Origin of the sequence: Idiomarina loihiensis L2TR (genome assembly GCF_000008465.1) — a bacterium.
Classification (GTDB): domain Bacteria; phylum Pseudomonadota; class Gammaproteobacteria; order Enterobacterales; family Alteromonadaceae; genus Idiomarina; species Idiomarina loihiensis.
Window position 1 is genome coordinate 475,208 of record NC_006512.1, and the last position, 23,408, is coordinate 498,615.

Annotated in this window: 14 protein-coding genes; 11 read left to right on the forward strand and 3 right to left on the reverse strand. The window is 49.5% G+C overall.

The genetic code is table 11. The features are described from left to right. Positions 1–4 precede the first annotated feature (4 nt). From aceF to IL_RS02355, 6 genes are all read left to right on the forward strand, one after another. Positions 5–1,780 (forward strand): dihydrolipoyllysine-residue acetyltransferase, encoded by a 1,776-nt coding sequence (aceF, locus tag IL_RS02335; RefSeq protein ID WP_011233720.1) that lies wholly within the window; start codon positions 5–7, stop codon positions 1,778–1,780. Between the two features lie 111 nt (positions 1,781–1,891). Further along, positions 1,892–3,319: a dihydrolipoyl dehydrogenase gene (gene lpdA / locus IL_RS02340; RefSeq protein WP_011233721.1), complete on the forward strand. Its 1,428-nt coding sequence runs from the start codon at positions 1,892–1,894 to the stop codon at positions 3,317–3,319. Between the two features lie 134 nt (positions 3,320–3,453). Then, positions 3,454–5,523, forward strand: a complete 2,070-nt coding sequence (locus IL_RS02345; RefSeq protein WP_011233722.1) for a M13 family metallopeptidase — start codon at positions 3,454–3,456, stop codon at positions 5,521–5,523. An 11-nt stretch (positions 5,524–5,534) separates the two neighbouring features. Beyond that, positions 5,535–5,888: a hypothetical protein gene (locus IL_RS13695; RefSeq protein WP_145914804.1), complete on the forward strand. Its 354-nt coding sequence runs from the start codon at positions 5,535–5,537 to the stop codon at positions 5,886–5,888. Between the two features lie 43 nt (positions 5,889–5,931). Next, entirely contained in the window at positions 5,932–7,173 is a 1,242-nt protein-coding gene (locus IL_RS02350) for an efflux RND transporter periplasmic adaptor subunit (RefSeq protein WP_011233724.1), read from the forward strand. Positions 7,174–7,181: 8 nt separating this feature from the next. Beyond that, positions 7,182–10,283: an efflux RND transporter permease subunit gene (locus IL_RS02355; protein ID WP_011233725.1), complete on the forward strand. Its 3,102-nt coding sequence runs from the start codon at positions 7,182–7,184 to the stop codon at positions 10,281–10,283. A gap of 289 nt (positions 10,284–10,572) precedes the next feature. Here the strand turns inward: IL_RS02355 and IL_RS02360 are convergent, their stop codons facing one another. Beyond that, positions 10,573–11,451 carry a LysR family transcriptional regulator gene (locus tag IL_RS02360; RefSeq protein ID WP_011233726.1) on the reverse strand — a complete coding sequence of 293 codons (879 nt, stop codon included), beginning with the start codon at positions 11,449–11,451 and terminating at the stop codon, positions 10,573–10,575. Between the two features lie 106 nt (positions 11,452–11,557). Here IL_RS02360 and IL_RS02365 point away from each other — a divergent pair, with 106 nt between their 5' ends. From IL_RS02365 to acnB, 3 genes are all read left to right on the forward strand, one after another. Beyond that, positions 11,558–12,625, forward strand: a complete 1,068-nt coding sequence (locus tag IL_RS02365) for an efflux RND transporter periplasmic adaptor subunit (protein WP_011233727.1) — start codon at positions 11,558–11,560, stop codon at positions 12,623–12,625. Next, positions 12,625–15,678 (forward strand): efflux RND transporter permease subunit, encoded by a 3,054-nt coding sequence (locus IL_RS02370; protein ID WP_011233728.1) that lies wholly within the window; start codon positions 12,625–12,627, stop codon positions 15,676–15,678. The genes IL_RS02365 and IL_RS02370 overlap by 1 nt, the downstream gene beginning before the upstream one ends. A 141-nt stretch (positions 15,679–15,819) precedes the next feature. Continuing rightward, positions 15,820–18,408: a bifunctional aconitate hydratase 2/2-methylisocitrate dehydratase gene (acnB, locus tag IL_RS02375; RefSeq protein WP_011233729.1), complete on the forward strand. Its 2,589-nt coding sequence runs from the start codon at positions 15,820–15,822 to the stop codon at positions 18,406–18,408. A gap of 435 nt (positions 18,409–18,843) precedes the next feature. On the opposite strand, the gene IL_RS02380 is transcribed toward acnB, so the two are convergent. After that, the gene (locus tag IL_RS02380; RefSeq protein WP_016341271.1) at positions 18,844–20,586 is read right to left on the reverse strand and encodes a DUF885 domain-containing protein; all 1,743 of its coding nucleotides are present in this window, start codon (positions 20,584–20,586) and stop codon (positions 18,844–18,846) included. A gap of 116 nt (positions 20,587–20,702) precedes the next feature. Between IL_RS02380 and IL_RS02385 the strand changes: the two genes are divergently transcribed. Next, the gene (locus IL_RS02385; RefSeq protein ID WP_011233731.1) at positions 20,703–21,668 is read left to right on the forward strand and encodes a Dyp-type peroxidase; all 966 of its coding nucleotides are present in this window, start codon (positions 20,703–20,705) and stop codon (positions 21,666–21,668) included. Here the strand turns inward: IL_RS02385 and argR are convergent. Continuing rightward, complete coding sequence (gene argR, locus IL_RS02390) at positions 21,644–22,117, reverse strand: transcriptional regulator ArgR (protein WP_011233732.1); 474 nt, start codon at positions 22,115–22,117, stop codon at positions 21,644–21,646. The two genes, IL_RS02385 and argR, sit on opposite strands and share 25 nt — an antisense overlap. 187 nt (positions 22,118–22,304) lie before the next feature. Between argR and mdh the strand changes: the two genes are divergently transcribed. Next, entirely contained in the window at positions 22,305–23,237 is a 933-nt protein-coding gene (mdh, locus tag IL_RS02395) for a malate dehydrogenase (protein WP_011233733.1), read from the forward strand. Positions 23,238–23,408 lie beyond the last annotated feature (171 nt).

A 23,408-nucleotide genomic window follows, 5' to 3' on the forward strand; every position in this document is an offset into this window, starting at 1 on the left:
TGAGATGGCCGATCAAATCGAACTCAAAGTCCCCGACGTGGGCGGCGAAGAAGTAGAAGTCATTGAAATTTTGGTCAGTGAAGGCGATACCGTTGAGCAGGAAGACGGTATCGTTACTGTCGAAAGCGACAAAGCTTCCATGGATATCCCGGCATCTTCAGGCGGTAAAATTACCGAGCTGAAAGTAAAAGTTGGCGATACCATTAGCGAAGGCGACGTGCTGGCAATGATTGAGGCTTCCGGAGGAGCCGACGAATCGGATGAGTCTGACAGCGAAGAGGAAGCTGAAGACAAAACCGACGACAAAGCGGACGAAGAAGCAACCAAAGACAAAGCTGAAGAATCGGAAGATAAACAGGAAGAAGAGAAAGATGAAGACTCTGAACCTGAGAAAAAATCTTCCGGTGGCGGCAGTAAAGTTATCGACGTAGAAGTACCGGATATTGGTGACGAAGAAGATGTCGAAATCATCGAGATTCTGGTCTCTAAAGGCGACTCTGTTTCTGCCGAAGATGGTTTAATTACCCTGGAAACGGACAAGGCGACTATGGATGTGCCTTGCCCTGAAGACGGCGAAATTGAAGAAATGCTGGTGAAGGTCGGCGACAAGGTGTCGCAGGGCTCAGTTATCGCCAAGCTGAAAGTTTCCGGCGGCGCTGATGACTCTGAAGCTGAAGAGAAAGACTCAGCGAAAGAGGAGAAGTCAGAATCTAATAAAGAATCTGATAAAGACTCTGGCAAGAAATCTGAAGACAAAGACCAGAAAAAAGACAGTGGTAGTAGCGTTAAGCCAAGTAGCGAACGCCAGCCTCCGGTGCCTGATCATCCAAGCCAGCGGAGCGATCGTAAAGAAGGCATTCTGCATGCGTCACCTGCGGTACGTCGTGTGGCACGTGAATTCGGTGTCGACTTATCGCAAGTGAAAGGCTCGGGCCCTAAAGACCGCATACTGAAAGAAGACGTTCAGGAGTTTGTTAAATACGAGCTGTCCCGTCCCAAAGCCGTGGCTGGTGCAACAGGCCAGGGCGGCGGTGGATTGCAGGTTATTGACCCGCCTAAGGTCGATTTCAGCAAGTTCGGTGAAGTGGAAGAAGTTCAGTTGTCGCGCATTCAGCGTAAATCTGGACCAAACCTGCACCGTAACTGGGTGACTATCCCTCACGTAACACAGTTCGATGAGGCCGACATTACTGAGCTGGAAAACTTCCGCAAGTCAGAAAACGAAGTGGCTAAGAAGAAAGATCTGGGCTTCAAGATAACGCCGTTAGTGTTTATTTTGAAGGCCTGTGCCAAAGGCCTGCGTGAGTTCCCGACCTTTAATTCGTCCTTATCAGAGTCTGGTGAATCACTGTACATGAAAAAGTACGTGAACATTGGCGTTGCGGTTGATACGCCAAATGGTCTGGTGGTTCCGGTTATTCGTGATGTCGACAAAAAAGGCATTTACGAGCTTTCGGAAGAACTGGTGGAAATTAGTTCGAAGGCGCGTGACGGTAAGTTGAAAGCAACCGATATGCAAGGTGGGTGTTTCTCAATTTCCAGCCTGGGCGGTATTGGTGGTACAGCCTTTACGCCTATCGTGAATGCTCCTGACGTGGCCATTCTCGGGGTCTCTCGTAACGAGATGAAACCGAAATGGAACGGCAAAGAGTTTGAACCACGTCTGACTCTGCCATTATCGTTGTCATACGATCACCGTGTTATTGATGGTGCTGAGGCCGCGCGTTTCACCGCCTATTTAAGTGGTGTACTGGGAGATATCCGCAAATTGGTGCTTTAAGCACCAATTGGGGTAGGAAATACGAAAAAATTCGCGCTACAATAGCGCCACATTTAGCGTTGACTGAGCGCAGCCGGTGGCTCAACTGGCTGTGACAAAAAAGGGGTTAACATGAGCGACAAAATTACAACACAGGTAGTGGTGTTAGGTTCGGGCCCGGGCGGATATTCAGCAGCTTTCCGTGCAGCTGACTTGGGTCTGGATGTTGTTTTGATTGAGCGTTACAGCACCTTAGGCGGTGTTTGCCTGAACGTTGGCTGTATCCCGTCAAAAGCATTGCTGCACATGACCAAGCACATTGAAGAAGCTCAGCACCTGGCAGAAGAAGGTATTGAGTTTGGCGAACCGAAAATCGACCTGGATAAGCTGCGCAAACACAAAGAAAAAGTGGTTGGCCAGTTAACCGGCGGTCTTGGTCAGATGTCAAAAATGCGTAAGGTAAAAGTTGTTAACGGTTACGGCAAATTTACCGGCAGCAACACCATTAAAGTTGAAGGCGACGACGGCGAAACCGAAGTTAAATTCGATAACGCGATTATTGCTGCAGGCTCTCAAGCCATTAAATTGCCGTTCATTCCACATGACGACGACCGCGTATGGGATTCCACCGACGCGCTGGAACTGAAAGAAATTCCTAAGAAAATGTTATTGTTAGGCGGTGGTATCATCGCTCTGGAAATGGGGCAGGTTTACGCATCACTAGGTTCTAAGGTTGATGTGGTTGAAATGACGGACCAACTGGTACCGCCAGCGGATGCCGACATCATCAAGAACTTCAACAAGCAAATCAAAGGCCGTTTTGAGAATATTATGCTCAATACCAAAGCGACCAATGTTGAAGCGAAAAAAGACGGTGTGTATGTGACCTTTGAAGGTGATAAAGCGCCAAAAGATCCAGTCAAGTACGACGCTGTACTGGTTGCTGTAGGCCGCGCACCAAACGGTAATAAAATTGACGCAGACAAAGCTGGCGTTAATGTCGACGACCGTGGCTTTATCAAAGTTGATAGCCAAATGCGCACCAATGTTGACCATATCTTTGCCATTGGCGATGTTGTTGGCCAACCCATGTTGGCGCACAAAGCGGTACATGAGTCGCACGTGGCGGCAGAAGTGATATCCGGTAAGAAGCACTTCTTCGAACCTAAAGTCATTCCTTCTATCATGTACACTAACCCGGAAGTTGCTTGGGCAGGTGTTACTGAGAAAGAAGCGAAAGAGCAGGGCATCGAATATGATGCAGTGACTTTCCCCTGGTCAGCTTCAGGCCGCGCTATCGCTTCAAACGCACAGCAAGGCATGACCAAGCTCATCTTTGATAAGAACAACCGTATTATTGGTGGTTCTATGTGTGGCACTAACGCTGGTGAATTGTTGGGCGAAGTTTGCCTGGCAATTGAGATGGGCTGTGATGCAGAAGATATCGCTCTGACTGTTCATGCACACCCAACCTTACATGAATCAGTTGGTTTAGCTGCTGAAATTCAGGAAGGTGCTATTACCGATATGCCGAATCCTAAGGCGAAAAAGAAGAAGTAACATTTTGTTACGATAAATCATCGGTAAAACGGCTGCATTCATCGCGAATGCAGCCGTTTTTTTTGCGCTGAATTTAACAATGCGCTAGTTTAGTGGGGTTAAAATAACGAACACAAAAGAAAGGGTAATAACCGATGAAAAAATTAACCGCTGTAGCGCTTGGCGTATCTATGGCTTTAACTCTGGGCGCCTGTTCTCCACAGCAGGAAGAATCAAAACAACAAACCCAGCAGGCTGAAGAAGCAAAAAAAGAACTGAGCTCTGGCGTTGTACTTGAGAACTTTGATCACAGTGTTAAACCGCAGAACAATTTATTCCATTATGTAAACGGTACCTGGATTGATAAAACAGAAATCCCTTCTGATCGCTCATCTGTAGGTTCGTTTTTCGATTTGCGCGAACAAAATCAGAAACGTTTACGCGATATCATTGAATCAGCAGCCTCTTCTAACCCTGAACCAGGCACAAACGAGCGTAAAATTGGCGACTTCTTCAATGCCTATATGGATGTTGAAACACTGAATGAGCTAGGCGCAAAACCAATTGCGAGTGACTTAGACGTTATTCAGGCACTGGAAGATTACGACTCAGTTGCTGAGCATATGGCACGCATGTTCCGTGGTGGCGTTTCAGTTCCATTTGGTTTTTATGTTTACCCAGATGCGAAAGACCCGCAAATTAACGCGATGTATGTTTCTCAGTCAGGCTTAGGTCTGCCGGATCGAGACTATTACCTGAAAGACGACGAAAAGTTCGAAGAATTCCGTAACGCATACGTCGAATACGCAGAAGACATTCTGGGTATGGTTGGGGTCGAAGACGCAGCAGGCGCCGCAGAGCGTATTCTGAAGTTAGAAACTCAACTGGCAGAAATTCAGTGGAGCCGTGTAGAAAGCCGCGATGCGAATAAAACCTACAATAAAAAATCAGCCGGCGAAGTTGCTGAAATGCTTAACAACTTTGATTTCAAAAAGTTTATCGAGACGTCTGAGTTATCTGATGTAAAAGAAATGGTTATTCGTCAGCCATCTTATTTTGAAGAATTTGGTGAACTGTTTAATGAAGTGGACTTACAGGCGTGGAAAGACTACTTGAGCTTCCGTCTTGTGAACGAGTACGCTTCTGCGTTAAGCGAAGATATCAGCAAGCGTCGCTTTGATTTTTACGGCACAACATTACGTGGTACACCAGAGCAGGAACCTCGCTGGAAACGCGCGGTTGATGCAACCAACAGCGTATTAGGTGAAGTGTTAGGTCAAGTTTACGTTAAAGAGTACTTCCCGCCAGAAGCTAAAGAGAAAATGGAAGGTTTGATTGAAAACCTCCGTGACGCTTATGGTCAGTCTATTCGTAACTTGGAGTGGATGACGGACGAAACCAAAGAAAAAGCTTTGGAAAAACTGAAGAAATTTGACCCTAAAGTAGGTTATCCAAGCAAATGGCGTGACTACAGCGAACTGGAAATTTCGTCAACTGACTTAGTTGCTAACTACAAAGCTTACGCCGAGTTCAATTATCAGGAAGAAATTGCCAAAATTGGTGGTCCTGTTGATGAAGAAGACTGGGGTATGACTCCGCAAACAGTCAACGCCTACTACAGCCCGGTACGTAACGAAATCGTTTTCCCGGCTGGCATTCTGCAGCCTCCATTCTTTGATATGGACGCTGAAATGGCGGTGAACTATGGTGGTATCGGTGCGGTAATCGGCCACGAAATGGGACACGGTTTTGACGACCAGGGCGCCAAATATGATGGCGACGGTAACCTGCAAAGCTGGTGGACTGATGCTGATAAAAAGGCGTTCGAGGAACGGACTCAGCAACTGTCTGAACAGTATAGCCAGTACGAGCCAATTGAAGGCCTTAATGTTAATGGTGACCTGACTCTGGGTGAAAACATCGGCGATTTAGCCGGCCTGACCATCGCGTACGAAGCCTACAAAATGTCATTAGAGGGCGAAGAAGCCCCAGTTCTTGACGGCTTTACCGGTGAACAGCGCGTGTTCATTGGCTGGGCTCAGGTATGGCGCGGCAAGTATCGCGAAGACGCAATTCGTGAGCAGGTTATGAGTGACCCGCACTCGCCAGCGGAGTATCGAGTAAATGGTACTGTTGTTAACGTTCCGGCGTTCTACGAAGCCTTTGATGTTGAAGAAGGTGACGAATTGTACGTTGCGCCTGAAAACCGCGTTACTATCTGGTAATATAGCGGACTATGAAAACATTAACGGTTGTCTGGATATTGGTTACAGCACTGCTGGTGGGGAGTTTCTCCTCACCAGCAGTGCATGCTATGCCGATGTCAGACACCGTTAGTGCTTCGTCATCTCAGGATATGTCACAGCATGACTGTTGTGATGAGTCCGATATATCAATGGAGCAATCGAACTGCGACAGTGAAAGCTCCTTTTGCCAGCAGTGTGAACAACATTGTGCGGGTCAACTGGCGCTGTTGAACCCATTCAAACAACTTTCGCCAGCAGCATCCACGCACGCTGCCCATCCCCTTTATTCAAACCTTCCGGTTATTACTGAAACGCTGATACGTCCGCCGAAATACGCAGTTTAAGCCCAGTTTTTACGTCTTAAACCTTTGTTTTCGAGGAAATACCATGCGTTATTGGATAGCGATATTACTCCTGATCCCACTTCTATCTGTGGCTCAGGAACACAACCACAATCATTCAGAAGATCAAAACCCGTTTGAGCAGAGCTCCGAGTACGTGTGCCCTATGCACAGTCAGGTGGTTCGGAACGAGCCGGGAACCTGCCCAATTTGTGGGATGGATTTAGTCGAGAAAGAGCCTAAACAGGACCTTTCTGAGCATGAAGGAGAAAAAAGCTTCACCGTGCCGGAGTCCAGTCAGCAGGCTATTCGGGTAACTACCGCAAAAGCGGTTCGCAAAGACCTGCAACCGCAGCTTATGGCACAGGCTCAGGTACGCTGGCAGGAGTCCGCTCAGCGGCATATCCACAGCCGCGCCGAAGGCTGGGTAGAAGAATTACATGCTGACGTTGAAGGACAGTGGGTAGAGAAGGGTGACAAACTCTACAGCCTGTATGCACCAGACTTAGTTGTGGCTCAGGACGACTACCTGCAGTTACTTGATTCACTCTCAGATATCCGTAACGGTAACAGTCAGCAAAGTTTTAAACGCCGCGGCCAGCAGCGTCTGCGTTTGCTCGGTATGAGCGAAGCGCAGATTAAAGCTCTGGAACAAGGTGGCGAAACCGAATATGTGGTCGATTACTACGCACCTGAGTCGGGCTATATTACCAGTCTGGATATTCAGGAAGGCATGTACGTGTCTCCGGGGCTTAAGTTGCTGACGCTGACGCAGGATAATCAACTGTGGTTCTTTGCCGATGTTCCGGCGCATTACAGCAAACAGTTAAAAATCGGGCAAATGGCCCATATTTCTTCTGAGCACTTCCCTGGCGGCCACTGGATGAACGCCATTGACTATATTTATCCACAAATTGACCCGGTAACCCAGACAATCAAAGTACGTATTCCGGTTAACGACTCTATTGATCGGCTGCGTGAAGGACTCTGGGCGACGGCTCATATTGAACTGGAGGCAGTAAAAGATGCTGTGGTTGTGCCGGTTGCCAGCTTAATTGTCACCGGTGCCAATAACCGCGTGGTGGTAAAATCCGGAGCGCGCGAATTTGAAGTGCGCGAAGTGACGACCGGGCTGCGTGTGGGTAACCAAATTGCCATTGAAGAAGGCTTGCAGGAAGGTGAGTTAGTGGTCACTTCCGGGCAATTCCTTCTGGATTCAGAGGCCAGCTTGCAAGGTCTGGGTCTGGATAGCAGCGATGATGCCCCTGCGCCACAACATAACCACTAGGAGGTTTTATGTTAGCTCGTATTATTGAAGCCTCCATACGTAACTCGTGGATGGTGTTGCTGCTGTTCTTAGGTCTTGCATTCTGGGCCTGGCAGTCGCTGCAGCAAACCAAACTGGACGCAATACCGGACTTATCGGAAGTTCAGGTTATCGTCAAAACCAATTACCCGGGGCAAGCGCCGGCGGTAGTGGAAGAGCAGGTGACGTACCCGCTTTCGAGCGTGATGCTGTCCGTACCTAAAGCCACCTCAGTGCGCGCTTTTTCGTTCTTTGGCGACTCGTACGTTTACGTTATTTTTGAAGACGGAACCGACCCTTACTGGGCCCGAAGCCGGGTGAACGAGTATCTGGATCAGGCACAAAGCCAGCTTCCTGACCAAGTTCGGCCGGAGTTAGGCCCCGATGCGTCCGGTATTGGCTGGGTGTATCAATACGCATTGGTTGATGAAACCAATCAGCTCAATCTGGGTGAACTAACCCGCTTGCAGAACTGGTTTTTAAAACAGGAACTGCAAAGTGTGCAGGGGGTAGCAGAAATTGCCACAGTTGGCGGCATGGTTGAAACCTACCAGGTAGTGGTGCAGCCGGAAGCTTTACATCGTTATAACCTCACCCTGAACCAAATTAAGCAAAGCATTCAGCAGGCCAATAACGAAGTGGGCGGTTCGGTGGTTGAAATGGGTGAAGCCGAATACATGGTACGTGGCCTGGGATATCTGAAAAGCATAGAAGACATTCGCAAAATTCCCTTGCCGCTCACATCAGAGCAGCAGGGTACGGTGCTGTTGGAAGAAGTGGCGGATATTCGCATTGGACCGCAGGTACGCCGTGGCATTACCGAGCTGAATGGCGACGGTGAAGTCGTGGGCGGTATTGTGGTTATGCGCCATGGCGAAAATGCTCTACAAACCATTGCCGCAGTAAAAGATAAACTAGAAGAGCTAAAACAGGGCCTGCCCGAGGGCGTTAAAGTGGTGCCGACCTATGACCGCTCAAACCTGATCCAGGCATCGACAGATAACCTCACCACAAAGCTGATAGAAGAAATGTTCTTTGTTGCTGTGGTGTGCATTTTGTTTCTCTGGCATGCACGCTCGGCAGTGGTGGCCATTGTCAGTTTGCCGCTGTCGGTACTGTTCGCAGTGTGGATAATGAACATGCTGGGTATCAGCGCCAACATTATGAGTCTGGGGGGAATCGCCATTGCCATTGGCGCGCTGGTGGATGCCGCCATTGTCATGATAGAGAACACCCACAAGCACCTGCAGAATTATCAGGAGCGGCACAAAATCGTGGCTAAAGGCTCGGCGCGGCTTAAAGTTGTTAATGAAGCCTGTCGCGAAGTGGGGCCTTCGCTGTTCTTCTCGCTACTGGTCATTACCGTCAGCTTTGTTCCGGTGTTTGTGCTGCAAGGCCAGCAAGGGCGTCTGTTTGAGCCTTTAGCCTATACCAAAACTCTGGCCATGGCCGCTGCCGCAATTATTGCCGTGACACTTATTCCCGTGCTGATTGCGTTGCTGGTGCGCGGGAAAATACCCGCTGAAGAAAAGAACTGGCTGTCTCGCGGTTTAATTGCGCTTTACCGACCACTGCTGGCTTTCACACTTAAGTTCCCTAAAACCATTATTGTACTGGCTCTTTTGATCACCGCATCTGCCTGGCACCCGTATAAGCAGCTTAATTACGAGCTGATGCCGCCGCTACATGAGGGGGACCTAATGTACATGCCTACCACACTGCCGGGCATCAGTGTTGAAAGTGCCGGTAAGCTGTTACAGCAAACCGACAAGCTCATTGCTGCGCAGCCCGAGGTTGAGCGCGTATTCGGTAAAGTTGGTCGTGCTGACACCGCCACCGATCCTGCGCCAATGACCATGATAGAAACCAGCATTACGCTGAAGCCGGAAAGCGAATGGCGTGAAGGAATGACGGTAGATGACATTATTGCTGAGCTGGATGAGCGGGTGCAGATACCCGGCGTGACTAATGCCTGGGTACAGCCCATTCGTACCCGCATTGAAATGCTTGCCACTGGTGTTAAAACCCCGTTAGCCATTAAAGTGAGCGGTAGTGATTTTCGTGAAATAGAAAAACTGGCCACCCGTATTGAAGATACGCTTTCTGAGCAGGATGCAACGGGTTCGGTCATTGCAGAGCGTTCCGGCGGAGGTCGTTATATTGAGATAGAGCCGAAATTGCGACAAGCGGCTCGTTACGGCCTGACCCAGGCCGATATCCACGAGCATATTCAGTACGCCATTGGTGGAGCGAATATTGCGACATCGGTACAGGGCAATGAGCGTTTTCCTATTAACCTGCGTTATCCGCGAGAGCAGCGCGACCATATCGAGAAGCTGAAAACCCTGCCAGTTAAATCGGCTTCCGGGCAGTGGCTGACTCTGTCCGATGTCGCCGATATAAGGGTAACTCAGGGGCCGGCCATGCTGAAAAGCGAAGATGCCCGTTTAAGCAGCTGGGTCTTTATTGAGCCGGATAAAGGCGTCACGGTTGGTGACTATATTACCCAGGTTAGTGGCGTTATGGATAAGTTGGAAATACCGGTAGGTTACAACTGGAGCTGGACCGGGCAATATAAAGCCATGCAACAGGTGGAAAGTGACTTAAAAGAAATCATTCCTCTGACATTGCTGGTTATTTTGTTGTTACTGTACATGACCTTCCGTTCTCTACCGCAGGCGTTACTGGTGATAGGTACCTTACCGCTGGCATTAACCGGTAGCTTATGGCTGATTTATTTGTTGGACTACAACCTGTCACTGGCGGTTATTGTCGGCATGATAGCTCTTGCCGGTGTCGCTGCGGAATTCGGAGTGGTTATGCTGTTGTACCTGAACAACGCATGGAAAGCCGTGGCATACGACAAAAATCAGCTAAAAGCAGCAGTAGAAGAAGGCGCGTTGCTGCGCGTCAGACCGAAAGCCATGACCGTGCTGACCATTATTGTCGGCCTACTACCGATAATGCTGGGCGGCGGTGTTGGTAACGAAGTCATGCAGCGCATCGCCGCTCCTATGGTGGGTGGTATGGTACTGGCACCACTAATTTCCATGCTAGTGATCCCCGCCGTGTTTTATCTAGCGCGGAAATAACGCGGAGTAGCCTGACATTTATGTCAGGTGAGGTGGAAGATAGCGAGCGCTGGAGGTTGCAGGAACCATTGAGGAGGACGCCCGTAAATACATCCCTGTAGGGCTTGGGCAGCGCCATCCATGGCGCCGCACACCTCCTCAATGGTTCGCCGCAACCGTCGGGCGCGCTCACTATCTGCCACCGCACCTGACGCAAACTGCACCGAGCTTTCCGCCCGGCATCTCACCTGACATAAATGTCAGGCTACGTGCTGTGATCGTCACGCGCGCAATTCCCCCAAAATTAACGTCAGGCGAAACTTTCCCAAATGGCATTAGCCGCCGGGCCTAACGTCCTGTTTGCGGAGCGCACTAGGTGAATTTCCAGACGCACTTGCTGGACGAATCCGGGAATGCTGATTTCTACCAGCTTGCCCTGCTCAAGGGCGTCCAGAGCAATGTGTTTAGGAATAATGCCCCAGCCAAAACCTGCCATTAGCAATTCAAACTGAGTGTTAACCTCATTTACCCTTATGCGCTGCTGGCTGGGCAGACGCAGTACTGCATCCAGATTAATGCCTATCTCCAGGTTTTGCGGCACCAGCATAGGCAGCTCTAATAAATCCTGGCGGCTTTGCGGCATACGACCAAACTCTTTCATTAGCGCAGTTGAAATCACAACCGTTAATTCAAACGGTGCTACCGGCAGGGTTTCAAAGTCGCCATATTGACGAAATAAAGGCAGCCAGGGGCACAAAGCTAAGTCGGCACTGCCGTTATCTATACGCTTCAGCGCCCGCATTTGTGACTCGCCGTCTACGTGCAGTTCGGTAGTCGGGTATTGTTGTTGAATGTGCTGGATGCTGGGCACCCAAAGCTTACTGTCGCAGGTATGGTCATAGCATAGTGTCAGCAGGGGTTCGGCCCCATGTTTCAACTGTGTTGCCAGCGACTGGAGACGCTGTTGCTGACGCACCACTTCTTCTGCCTGGCGTAAAAAGTGTTGCCCCTGCTCGGTCAGTTCCAGTCGATAGCCATCGCGGTTAAATAGAGCGAAACCCGCGTTCTCTTCCAGTTTTTTTAACGCCATGCTAACCGCGGACTGTGTGCGGTTGAGTTGCTCGGCTGTTTTTTGCAGACTACCGAGGTTAGCTACCGTGATCATCATTTTTAGGTGAGATAAATTCATTAAATTTTTCTGATTATCTTTTTAATTTTAATTCAATATAACTGTAACTATACTTACGGTAAACTTATTCCAATTAAATTTCCCTGAAAATATCGGAACCGAATTCATGCGCTGGCTGAAACCTCTTTCTATCGCTCTGGCCGCTGTTGTTGTAGCGGCGTGCAGTGAACAAGCAGAAGTTAATGATACTCAACAGGCGCGCCCCGCGCGGCTTATGCAGGTGGCTGAAGCCGACGGGCCACGGTTACGTGAATTCCCTGCTGTGGTAGAGGCGGCCAAAGTGGCTCAACTGACGTTCCGTGTCGCCGGAGAAATTACTGAGTTACCAGCCCGCCCGGGTACCGAAGTCAAGCAGGGCGATCTCATCGCGCAGTTGGATCCAACCGACTACCAACTGGCTGCTGATCAGGCAAAAGCACAATATGAGCTGGCATCATCTCAATACGACCGAAACAAAGTTTTGGTTAATGAAGGAGTCATGTCGGAAGGCCAGTTTGATCAGATAGAGTCAGAGCTTGCGGTGGCAAAATCAAACTACGAAACCGCCAAAGCGAATTTAGGCTATACCAAGCTCACTGCGCCTTTCGACGGCGTTGTGGCGAACCTGGCCGTGGAAGCTTATGAAAATGTGCAGGCTAAGCAGCCTATTGTTACCTTACAAATCAGCAACGCGATTGATATCAGCATTAATGTACCGGAAAAACTTTTTGCCAAGGTCAAAAAACAAATCGATTACCAGCCTGAAGTGCGCTTTGATGCCGCGCCGGAATTCACTTATCCGGCTCACTTAAAAGAGTGGGATTCGCAATCGGACGGCGCGACGAATACCTACGAAGTCGTGTTCACACTACCTAAACCGCAAAATATCAATGTTCTGCCGGGTATGACGGCAACAGTTATTGTCGACATTAATGAAGTACTGCGTTCCTCTCAAATAGGCATGGTGGTGCCGGCAAAAGCGGTGTTTAGTGACACAAATGACGCTTCCTATGTCTGGGTTGTTAACGACGATATGCGTGTGCAAAAACGTAAAGTGAATGTCGGACCAATGACCAACGATGGCCTTACGGTACTTGACGGGCTGCAAGAAGGTGAAACCATCGTCATAGCCGGGGTTCATCAGCTGAAAGAGAATCAGCAGGTGCGTGAATGGCAACGTGAACGGGGTCTGTAATGAATATAGCTCAATACAGCATGGAGCGAAAAACCACGAGCTGGATGTTATTTCTCATCCTGTTAATTGGTGGTCTGGTTGCCCTGACTCAACTCGGTCGCCTGGAAGACCCCAAGTTCACAATTAAGCAGGCCATGGTCATTACGCCATACCCGGGCGCATCGGCTCAGCAGGTAGAAGAAGAGGTAACCTATAAGCTGGAAAATGCGATTCAGGAGCTAAGTTACGTTGACCACGTTAAGTCTATTTCCAAGCCCGGGTTGTCGCAAATAACGGTTGAGATGAAAAGCATCTACCGCGAAGAGCACTTGCACCAAATATGGGACGAATTGCGGCGTAAAATTAACGACACCAAAGGTCAGCTTCCTCCGGGCACCAGCGAGCCTATTATTCGCGATGACTTTGCTGACGTGTATGGCGTTATGATGGCCATTACCGGGCCCGATTATTCCTATAAAGATATTGAGCATTATGCTGACTTTTTGCGTCGTGAACTGGTTTTAGTTGATGGTGTAGGCAAAGTCACTCTTGCGGGAGAGCAACAAGAGCAGGTTGTGGTAGAAGTGTCGCGCTCACGCCTGGCAAATTTTGGGGTTCCCCCCAGCCGTATTGCTGGGCTGCTGCAAACTCAGAATGCCGTAGCAAACGCCGGACGGGTAACCGTTGATCAGGAAGCATTGCGCATTGCAACCAGCGGTGAATTTGCCAATGTGGAAGATATGGCAAAGCTGGTTATTAGTAACCCCGGTGCTGAACAGCGTATCTACTTGCGTGATGTAGCGACCATTTATCGTGAAACCAAAGACATTCCGGATCATGTGGTGCGCTATAACGGAAAGGCTTCCTTGTGGCTGGCATTGTCGTTTGCGGATAACGTGAATGTTGTCGAAGTGGGCGAGCGTCTGCAAAAACGAATGGATGAGCTGGAGTATGCTAAGCCGATAGGGATGTCTGTCGACCGTATTTACGATCAGCCGCATCAAGTTGAAAACTCAGTTAATGATTTTCTGCTGAACCTGGTAGAGGCGGTGGCCATCGTTATTATTGCATTACTGCTGACCATGGGCTTCCGTAGTGGCTTGCTTATTGGCACGGTACTGTTGTTGACGGTGCTGGGGACCTTCATTTTTATGCGCCTGGGAGATATTAACCTGCAACGAGTTTCCCTCGGTGCGTTGATTATTGCGCTGGGCATGCTGGTGGATAACGCGATAGTCATTGCCGACGGTATTATGGTCGGTATGCGACGGGGCATGAGTAAAGTGGATGCCGCCGTTAGCGTGGTCAAGCAAAACCAGTGGCCGCTACTGGGAGCGACTGTTATCGGTATTATTGCCTTCGCGCCAATCGGTTTATCGTCAGACGCCACTGGTGAATTTGCCGGGAGTTTATTCTGGGTGATGCTCATCTCCTTGCTGCTGAGTTGGGTGACTGCACTGACCCTCATTCCGTTTTTAGCCGACCGCTTATACTCTGCGAAGGACATTGGTAATAGCGATGAGCAGGACGATGTCTTTTCTCATCCGGTTTATCGTGGCTATAAGAAAATGCTGGCTGTTTGTTTGCGTCACCGCATTATCAGTATGCTGGTAATGCTCGTGACGTTGGTGGCAGCGGTGGTTGGATTCGGACAGGCGAAACAAGCATTTTTCCCGCCATCGACAACGCCGTTATTTTATGTCGATCTCTGGTATCCACAGGGTACCGACATTCGTCATACCGAACAGGACTCTAAGCGCCTGGAAGACTACTTGCTGGAGAAAAGTGAAGTGACCTCCGTAGCCACGACCATAGGTCAGGGAGCCCCGCGGTTTACCTTAACTTATCTGGTGGAAAAAAGTTACGAAAGTTATGCGCAGCTACTGGTACGGGTAGAAGACAAAGACGTTATGGACTCTTTAATGCGTGACATTCGTCAGCGAATTCGTGAAGAGCATCCGGACGTAGAGGACAAACTGATACGGGTTGAAATTGGTCCGGCTACTCCGGCAAAAATTGAAGCACGTTTTTCCGGCCCGGATATTGATACCCTGCGTGAGTTAAGTAAAAAGGCCCAGGCCATTCTTGCCGAAGACTCAGGCGCAGTAAACATTCGTTCAGACTGGCGTACGCCGACCAAATTGTTGCGGCCGGAATACGACGAAGCGGCAGGCCGGCGCGCCGGCATTACGAAAGAAGACGTGAATAACCTGCTACTGGCTAATTTTGTTGGCCGACAAATTGGCATTTACCGCGATGGCACTGATTTATTACCGATAGTGCAGCGTGCGCCTGCAGCTGAGCGGGTCGACTTAGACAACTGGCAGGAACTGCAAATTTACAGTCCGGCGTTCGACCGTTTTGTACCTTTGGCTCAAGTTGCACGTTCAATTGATGTCGTTTGGGAAGACCCTTTAATACTCCGCCGTGACCGTAAGCGAACACTCACTGTTATGGCCGATCACGACTTACTGGGAGAGGAAACGGCCGCGCAAGTATTTGAGCGGGTCCGGCCTAAGCTTGAGGCTATCGACTTGCCGCTAGGCTACGAATTAACCTGGGGCGGCGAGCATGAAGCCGCTGGTAAAGCCGAAAAAGCGTTGTTTGGTGCCTTGCCCTTAGGTTTTCTGGTGATGTTTATTATCACCGTGCTGCTGTTTAACAGCATTCGTCAGGCCGCTGTGTTGTGGACGACCGTACCACTTTCCATTATTGGTGTGACTGTTGGGCTCCTGCTGTTGGATAAACCCTTTGGCTTTATGGCGTTACTCGGCTTCCTCAGCCTTTCCGGCATGCTGATTAAAAACGGTGTGGTGTTACTGGAACAAGTGAATGCTGAGCTTGACGCCGGTAAAGAAGCAACCCATGCGTTAAGCGATGCTGCGGTTAGCCGTGTTCGTCCGGTAGGCATGGCGGCAGCCACCACCATTTTGGGGATGATCCCGCTGCTGTTCGATGACTTCTTTGCCAGCATGGCAACGGTCATCATGTTTGGTCTCGGTTTTGCCACTTTGCTGACCTTGTTTGTTGTGCCTGTCATGTACGCCATAGTGCAACGAGTACCGCGCCCGTAACCCGGGCGCATTCACCCCATTTATACCCTGAATTATCTGTTTTATAGCCCCGTGTCATGGGAATTTAACAGTAAAATCCGTATAATGCGCCGCACTAGTGAACCGTCTAGAATTCATGCAAGCAAATGAGAGGTACTATAAGTGCTTAAAGAATATCGTCAGCACGTAGAAGAGCGCGCCGCAGAAGGCATCCCTCCGAAGCCATTAAATGCCGAGCAAGTAGCCGATTTAGTGGAATTACTGAAAAATCCCCCAGCAGGCGAGGAAGACTTCCTGGTTGAGCTGCTGGCCGAGCGTGTACCGCCGGGCGTGGATGAAGCAGCCTATGTTAAAGCAGGCTTTTTAAGCGCCGTTGTTAAGGGCGAAATTGAAAGTCCGGTTGTGAGTAAAGAATACGCAGTGAAGCTGTTGGGCAATATGCACGGCGGTTACAACATCGTCACTTTGGTGGAATTGCTGGACGACTCTCAGCTGGCTGAACTGGCGGCAAAAGAACTGAAAGAAACCATCTTAATGTTCGACGCTTTCCACGACGTGGAAGAGAAAATGAAAGCCGGTAATGCGCTGGCGAAAGAAGTGGTTGAATCCTGGGCCAATGCTGAATGGTTTACCAACAGCGACGAGCTGGCTAAGTCCATTAAAGCAACTGTCTTTAAAGTGACTGGCGAAACCAATACCGATGATCTGTCTCCGGCACCAGATGCATGGTCTCGTCCGGACATTCCTTTGCATGCTAAAGCGATGTACAAAATGCCACGCGAAGGCATTACCGATGCGGGCAAGCAGATTGAAGAATTAAAAGAAAAAGGTCACCCGGTTGCCTTCGTTGGCGACGTAGTGGGTACCGGTTCTTCACGGAAATCAGCGACCAACTCGGTATTGTGGAACATCGGCGAAGACATGCCGGGCACACCGAACAAACGTGCCGGCGGTATCTGCATCGGTTCTAAAGTTGCGCCTATTTTCTTCAATACCATGAAAGACGCAGGTGCGTTGGTGTTTGAAGCCGACGTTGAAAAAATGAACATGGGCGATGTCATCACTATCTACCCATACGAAGGCAAAATCGAGAACGAAGCCGGCGAAATTATCGCTGAATACGATTATGCGTCCCGCGTCATTCTGGATGAAGTCCGTGCCGGTGGCCGTATTAACCTGATCATTGGTCGTGGCCTGACAGAAAAAGCACGTGAATCTCTGGGCATGGGTCCATCAGACTTATTCCGTAAGCCAGAGCAACCGGCAGACAGCGGTAAAGGTTTCTCGCTGGCGCAGAAGTTGGTCGGTAAAGCTTGTGGTATGGAAGGTGTTCGTCCGGGCGCTTATTGCGAACCTAAGATGACCACTGTCGGCTCTCAGGACACTACCGGTCCTATGACTCGTGACGAACTAAAAGACCTGGCATGCCTTGGTTTTAACTCAGACTTAGTTATGCAGTCGTTCTGCCACACCGCCGCTTATCCTAAGCCCGTTGACGTTGAAACTCAGCACACCTTGCCTGACTTTATCATGAACCGTGGCGGCGTAAGTTTGCGTCCTGGCGACGGTATCATCCACAGCTGGTTGAACCGTATGTTGTTGCCAGACACAGTTGGTACTGGTGGCGATTCGCACACGCGTTTCCCGCTGGGCATTTCATTCCCGGCAGGCTCTGGTCTGGTCGCGTTCGCTGCAGCTACCGGTGTTATGCCGCTGGATATGCCTGAATCTGTATTGGTGCGCTTTAAAGGTGAAATGCAGCCGGGTATCACCCTGCGTGACTTAGTTCATGCCATTCCTGCATTCGCTATCAAAGAAGGTCACCTGACCGTTGATAAGCGTGGCAAGAAGAACATTTTCTCAGGTCGTATCTTAGAAATTGAAGGTCTTGATCACTTAACCGTTGAGCAGGCATTTGAATTGTCTGATGCTTCTGCTGAGCGTTCTGCTGCCGGTTGTACCATCGATTTGTCTGAAGAGTCGGTTGCCGAGTACCTGCGTTCAAACATCACTATGCTGCGTTGGATGATCAACGAAGGCTACGGCGATGCGCGTACGTTGGAGCGTCGTGCCCGTAAGATGGAAGAATGGTTAGAGAACCCGCAGCTAACGCGTGCCGACAAAGATGCCGACTATTCTACGGTTATCGAAATTGACCTGAACGACATTAAAGAGCCTATCGTTTGCTGCCCGAACGACCCGGACGACGCGAAGTTCCTGAGCGAAGTTTCAGGTAATAACGTTGATGAAGTCTTCATTGGTTCGTGCATGACCAACATTGGTCACTTCCGTGCGGCGGGTAAATTGTTAGAGAAAAACTCTGACCCATTAAATACCCGTTTGTGGATTGCACCACCAACGAAAATGGACAAAGCGCAGCTGGAAGTTGAAGGGTATTACGACATTTATGAGCGTAATGGCGTTCGTACCGAAATGCCGGGTTGTTCACTGTGTATGGGTAACCAGGCACGGGTAGAACCGGGCGCAACGGTGCTGTCTACCTCAACCCGTAACTTCCCGAACCGTTTGGGTGATGGCGCTAACGTTTACCTGACTTCTGCAGAGCTTGCCGCTGTCGGTGCAATTGTTGGTCGTCTGCCAACACCGGAAGAATACCTGGAGTACGCACAGGACATCAACTCAATGGCTGGCGAAGTCTATAAATACCTGAACTTCGACCAGATGGATGCCTTCCGCGACGCAGAAAAAGCGGCCAAGGAAAACATCATCCCAACCATCAACGTGGCTTAATGAGTGCTTAGGTTGCAAGGACTCTTTACGAGGACGCCCGCAAGTACTTCCCTGTAGGGCTTGGGCAGCGCCATCCATGGCGCTGCACACCTCGTTAAGAGTCCTCGCAACCGTTGATCGCACTCATTAGCAATTTATAAAACCGCTTCGGCGGTTTTTTTGTGTCCGATATTCAGTAGCCTGATGTTCACATCAGGTGGGATACTGTCTCTTAGTGAGGAAAAAGAAAGATTAGCGCGTGCGTAAGAAAGGGGCAGGTTCTTCACTTATGAGCGTTATGAGTGTTGAGTACTTCTGTGGCGGAGTGTCGAAGGCCATGGAAGGCCTTCGTCAAGCCCTCATGGATGAGCTCGTAGCGTCTCCGTCACAGAAGTACTCAATGCTCAAGCGAAATAAGTGAAGAACCTGCCCCTACCTGATAGCGGGGCTTTTGTTCTATTTCTGCTCGGCAATCCAGTCGTTGATGTGCTGCTCGAGTACTTTCAGTGGCACGCTGCCGTTTTCCAGTACCGCATCGTGGAATTCTCGAATATCGAACTTATCACCCAGCTGTTGCTCGGCTTCTGCACGCAAACGCTTAATGGTCAGTTCGCCCAACTTGTACGAAAGTGCCTGCGCAGGCCAGGTAATGTAACGGTCAATTTCGGTTTTCACATTATGCAGTGACAACGCGGTGTTATTGGCCATAAAGTCCATTGCACGTTCACGACTCCAGCCTTTTGCATGCATACCGGTATCCACCACTAAGCGCGCCGCGCGCCACATTTCGTAGCTTAAACGACCAAAGTTGCTGTAAGGGTCTTCATAGAAACCGGCTTCCAGACCTAAGTACTCAGAGTACAGACCCCAACCTTCACCAAACGCAGAAATATAGGTTTGCTGGCGGTACTCTGGTAAATCTTCCAACTCGCCGGCAATAGCGTTTTGTAAATGATGACCCGGAACGGCTTCGTGCAATGTCAGCGCTTCCATCTGATATAACGGACGGCGATCCAGTGCGTAGGTATTGACCCAGTAGAAACCGGCGCGGTCGTCGCGATTCGTTCCAGAATAGCGACCTGTGGTGTATTTCGGTGCTATTTCTTCAGGAACCGGGGCAATGCCGTATGGCTTCCGTGGTAGGGTCTTGAACAGCTTGGGTAATTCGCCATCCATCTTTTTTGCTATCCAGGCAGCGTAATGCAGCAATTCTTCTGCGGTTTCCGGATAGAACTGGTCGTCGGTACGTAAGAACTCGACGAACTCATCAAAGCTGCCATCAAACCCGCTTGCTTCAATAGCTTCCAGCATTTCACCACGAATACGCGCCACTTCCTGTAGACCAATTTGGTGAATTTCATCCGCAGTTAAATCTAACGTAGTGTAATGTTTAATACGGTTTTGATAAAAAGCGTCGCCATTCGGCAGTTCGCTGGCACCAATGGTTTCACGTGCATTTGGAAGATACTCGGTGACCATAAAGTTGAAGTAGTCGTCATACGCCGGCATGACTTGCTGGTCAATGGCTGTTAAGGCATCTTCTTTTAGTTGCTTCCATTGCTCGTCATTAATAAAGCCCGGTTGTTCGGAAAACGGCGAGAAATAAACGCTTTGATCAGCGTCCTGTACAATGTAGGCCAGTATACTCTCTTCAAAGCCCGCCATTGCGGCAGCTGGCTGGGTATAACCTTCTTCTATCGCCTTACGCAACCAATGCGTTTGTTGTTCCATGTAACGAGGAATGGAACGCAGTTTCGCAATGTAATTCTGATAATCTTCAGCCGAAGAGAACGAGGTGTACGATGGCATAAAAGCAAGAGAACTATGGAAACTACCCTCTGCTGTCAATGGCATGTAGTGTGCTTTAAAACGATACTCATCTACTTTATTTTTTAACGTATAATGGATCATCGCATGATTAATTTGGTCATCCCGGCTAAGCGCGTTAAGGTTAACGGCGTTAAGCTGTTCGAGCCACTTTGAGCGTTGTTGATAGCGTTTTTCTAACGCCTCCGGTGACATATCGGTCAGCTCAGTATCGCTGGACTTATTCAGTTCTTCCCAGATAGTGTCAGCCAGCTGATGAAACTCGGCAGCAGGGCTCAGTTGCTGTGTGCTGCTACGCTGGGTTTGGTTATCAGCTGTGGTGGTGCAGGCAGTAACGCCCAGCAAACCAAAAATAAGTATCAGATTGCGCATGATTTTTCCTTGCGGTGTCATAACGAATACAGGCATTCTATAATGCCTCTTACGCTAATTAATGTAAAAGCGAATAGAACGAACCCACAAAAATAACAGTTAAATGGGAGAATAGGGTGGATAAAGCTCAGTCAGGAGTCTACGCGGAACCTAATCTGCATGGTCTGACGTTGTTTTGTCATGTCATGAGCGACGACGTTGAAAGTTTACGTCGCAAGTTAGCTCGTTTTCCAGCAATTTTACGCGATCTTGACGCCCGTTTCTCTGAAGGCATGTTAACAGGCTTTGTTGGCATAGGGGCGGACTACTGGGATATTCTTTATCCGCATAAGCGACCGCTTCACTTGCAGGCTTTTCCCGAGCTCAGCGATGGCGACCGTGAAGCGCCAAGACACCCCTATGATCTTGTTATACAGATTCGTTGTGATCGTTTTGACGCTAACTACTTGGCGGGACGCACGTTAATGGAATGGTTTGGCTACGACATTGAAGTGGCTGAGCAAATCCGTTCCTTTCGTTATCTGGACGGCCGCGACTTAACCGGCTTTATCGATGCGCCGGATAACCCGCGGGGTATGCGCAAGCGTAATGTCGCTTTAGTTGAGGCGCAGGACGATGCGGACTTTGTCGACGGCAGCTACTTATTCGTACAGAAGTTTCGGCATGACTTGCGTCGTTGGGACTACTTAGGCCCTGAAAAGCAGGAGCTGCTAATGGGACGCGAGAAAGTATCTGGTGAACGTTTATCAGAAGCCAAAATCGAAGGTGTCACTCACGCTGCGAAAAGTCGCTTAATTGATAGTAGCGAACAGCCTATTCCACTATTGCGGCAGAATATGCCCTGGGGCGACTTGCGCGAACAGGGGCTTCTGGCAATGTATTTTAGCCATTCGCCTAAAATGGTTGTTCAGTGGCTAAAGAACCGTTATTACGCCGACGAACAGGGAGCTTACGACCCTTTACTAGATTACTCACAAGCCGTGTCCAGCTCAGGTTTTTTTGTTCCTTCAATGCGCTTTATGGAAGCGAACAAAGAAGTTGCCGACGACATAGCTGACTATGAAGAGGGCAGTACCGCCTGATTCGCAAACAGCTCGCGTACTTTTCGCAGAGTGAATTCAATATCAGCAACTTTAAGCGGTGCAATAAAAATCGTGTCGTCACCAGCAATAGTACCAAGTACGCCTTCCTTTTTACCGACCGAATCCAGCAACCGCGCAATTAACTGGGCGGCGCCCGGGCTTGTGCGAATAATGACCATCACATCATTATGCTGAATATCCAGTACAAGCTGGCTTAATGGTGCCCGGGTGGAAGGCACGGCTAAATCAGGCGGTAAACAGTAGACCATTTCCTGTTTCGCATTGCGGGTACGAACCGCTCCTTGCTTACTCAGCATGCGCGACACTTTAGACTGGCTAATGTTATCAAAGCCCTCGGCTTTTAAGGCGTTAACAATTTCTCCCTGAGAGCCGTAACGCTCTTCGCGGAGCAAAGTTTTAAAAGCTTCGAGTAACGTGTCCTGCACCATGTGAGTGTCAAATTCCTATGCTGTTTACGTGCTATAATAATAGACAGTGTACTGCATAAAGATGCGCTATTCGAGTGCTGAATGTGTATCGCGCAAAGTTGTATTTTTATTGATATAGGAGTACAGTTTTGCCCCAAATCCTGCATTTTTAAGCAGTTTAAATTGACCAACAAAAACGGAGTCTGAGATGAAAGTAGCCGTATTAGGTGCGGCCGGTGGTATCGGCCAGGCATTGTCATTACTTCTGAAAACCCAATTACCAGCAGGTTCAGAATTATCGTTGTATGACGTTGCGCCAGTAGTTCCAGGTGTGGCGGTTGACTTAAGTCATATCCCTACCGACGTAAAAGTAACAGGCTTCGGTAAAGACGACTTAGCATCAGCATTAGTTGGCAGCGACATCGTATTGATTCCTGCCGGCGTACCACGTAAGCCGGGTATGGATCGCTCTGACCTGTTCAACATGAACGCCGGCATCGTTAAAAACCTAGTGCAAGGCGTTGCAGACAACTGCCCTAACGCCTGTGTTGGCATCATTACTAACCCAGTAAACACCACGGTTCCAATCGCTGCCGAAGTCCTGAAAAAAGCAGGCTGCTACGATAAGCGTAAACTGTTCGGTGTTACTACGCTGGACGTTATCCGTTCAGAAGCCTTTGTTGGTGAGTTGCGTGGTCTGAACCCGGAAAACGTTAATGTACCAGTTATCGGTGGGCATAGCGGCACAACCATTTTGCCATTGCTGTCTCAGGTTGAAGGCGTTGAGTTTACAGAGCAAGAAATCAAAGACTTAACTCACCGTATCCAGAATGCCGGTACTGAAGTTGTCGAAGCCAAAGCTGGCGGCGGTTCAGCAACCCTTTCTATGGGTCAGGCAGCAGCACGCTTTGCCTTGTCACTGCTGAAAGGCCTGCAAGGTCAGGACACTATCGAGTGCACCTACGTAGAAGGCCCGGGCGACAATGCTAAGTTCTTCGCGCAGCCAGTACGCTTAGGCAAAAACGGCGCCGAAGAAATCCTGTCTTACGGCAAGCTAAGTGCATTCGAACAAAAATGCATGGACGAAATGCTAGACGGCCTGAAAGGCGACATCCAAACTGGCATCGACTTCGCCAGCTAAGCTTTCAGCAATCCGCTCTTGAAAATATTGGGGCGGGCCAGCATTGGCTGGCCATTGCAGGTTATCTTCCGAAAGACGCCTGCAAGTACGTCCCTGTAAGGCTTGGGCAGCGCCATCCTTGGCGCTGCACACTTTCTCCAGATAACCCACAATGGCGTATCGCCAATACTG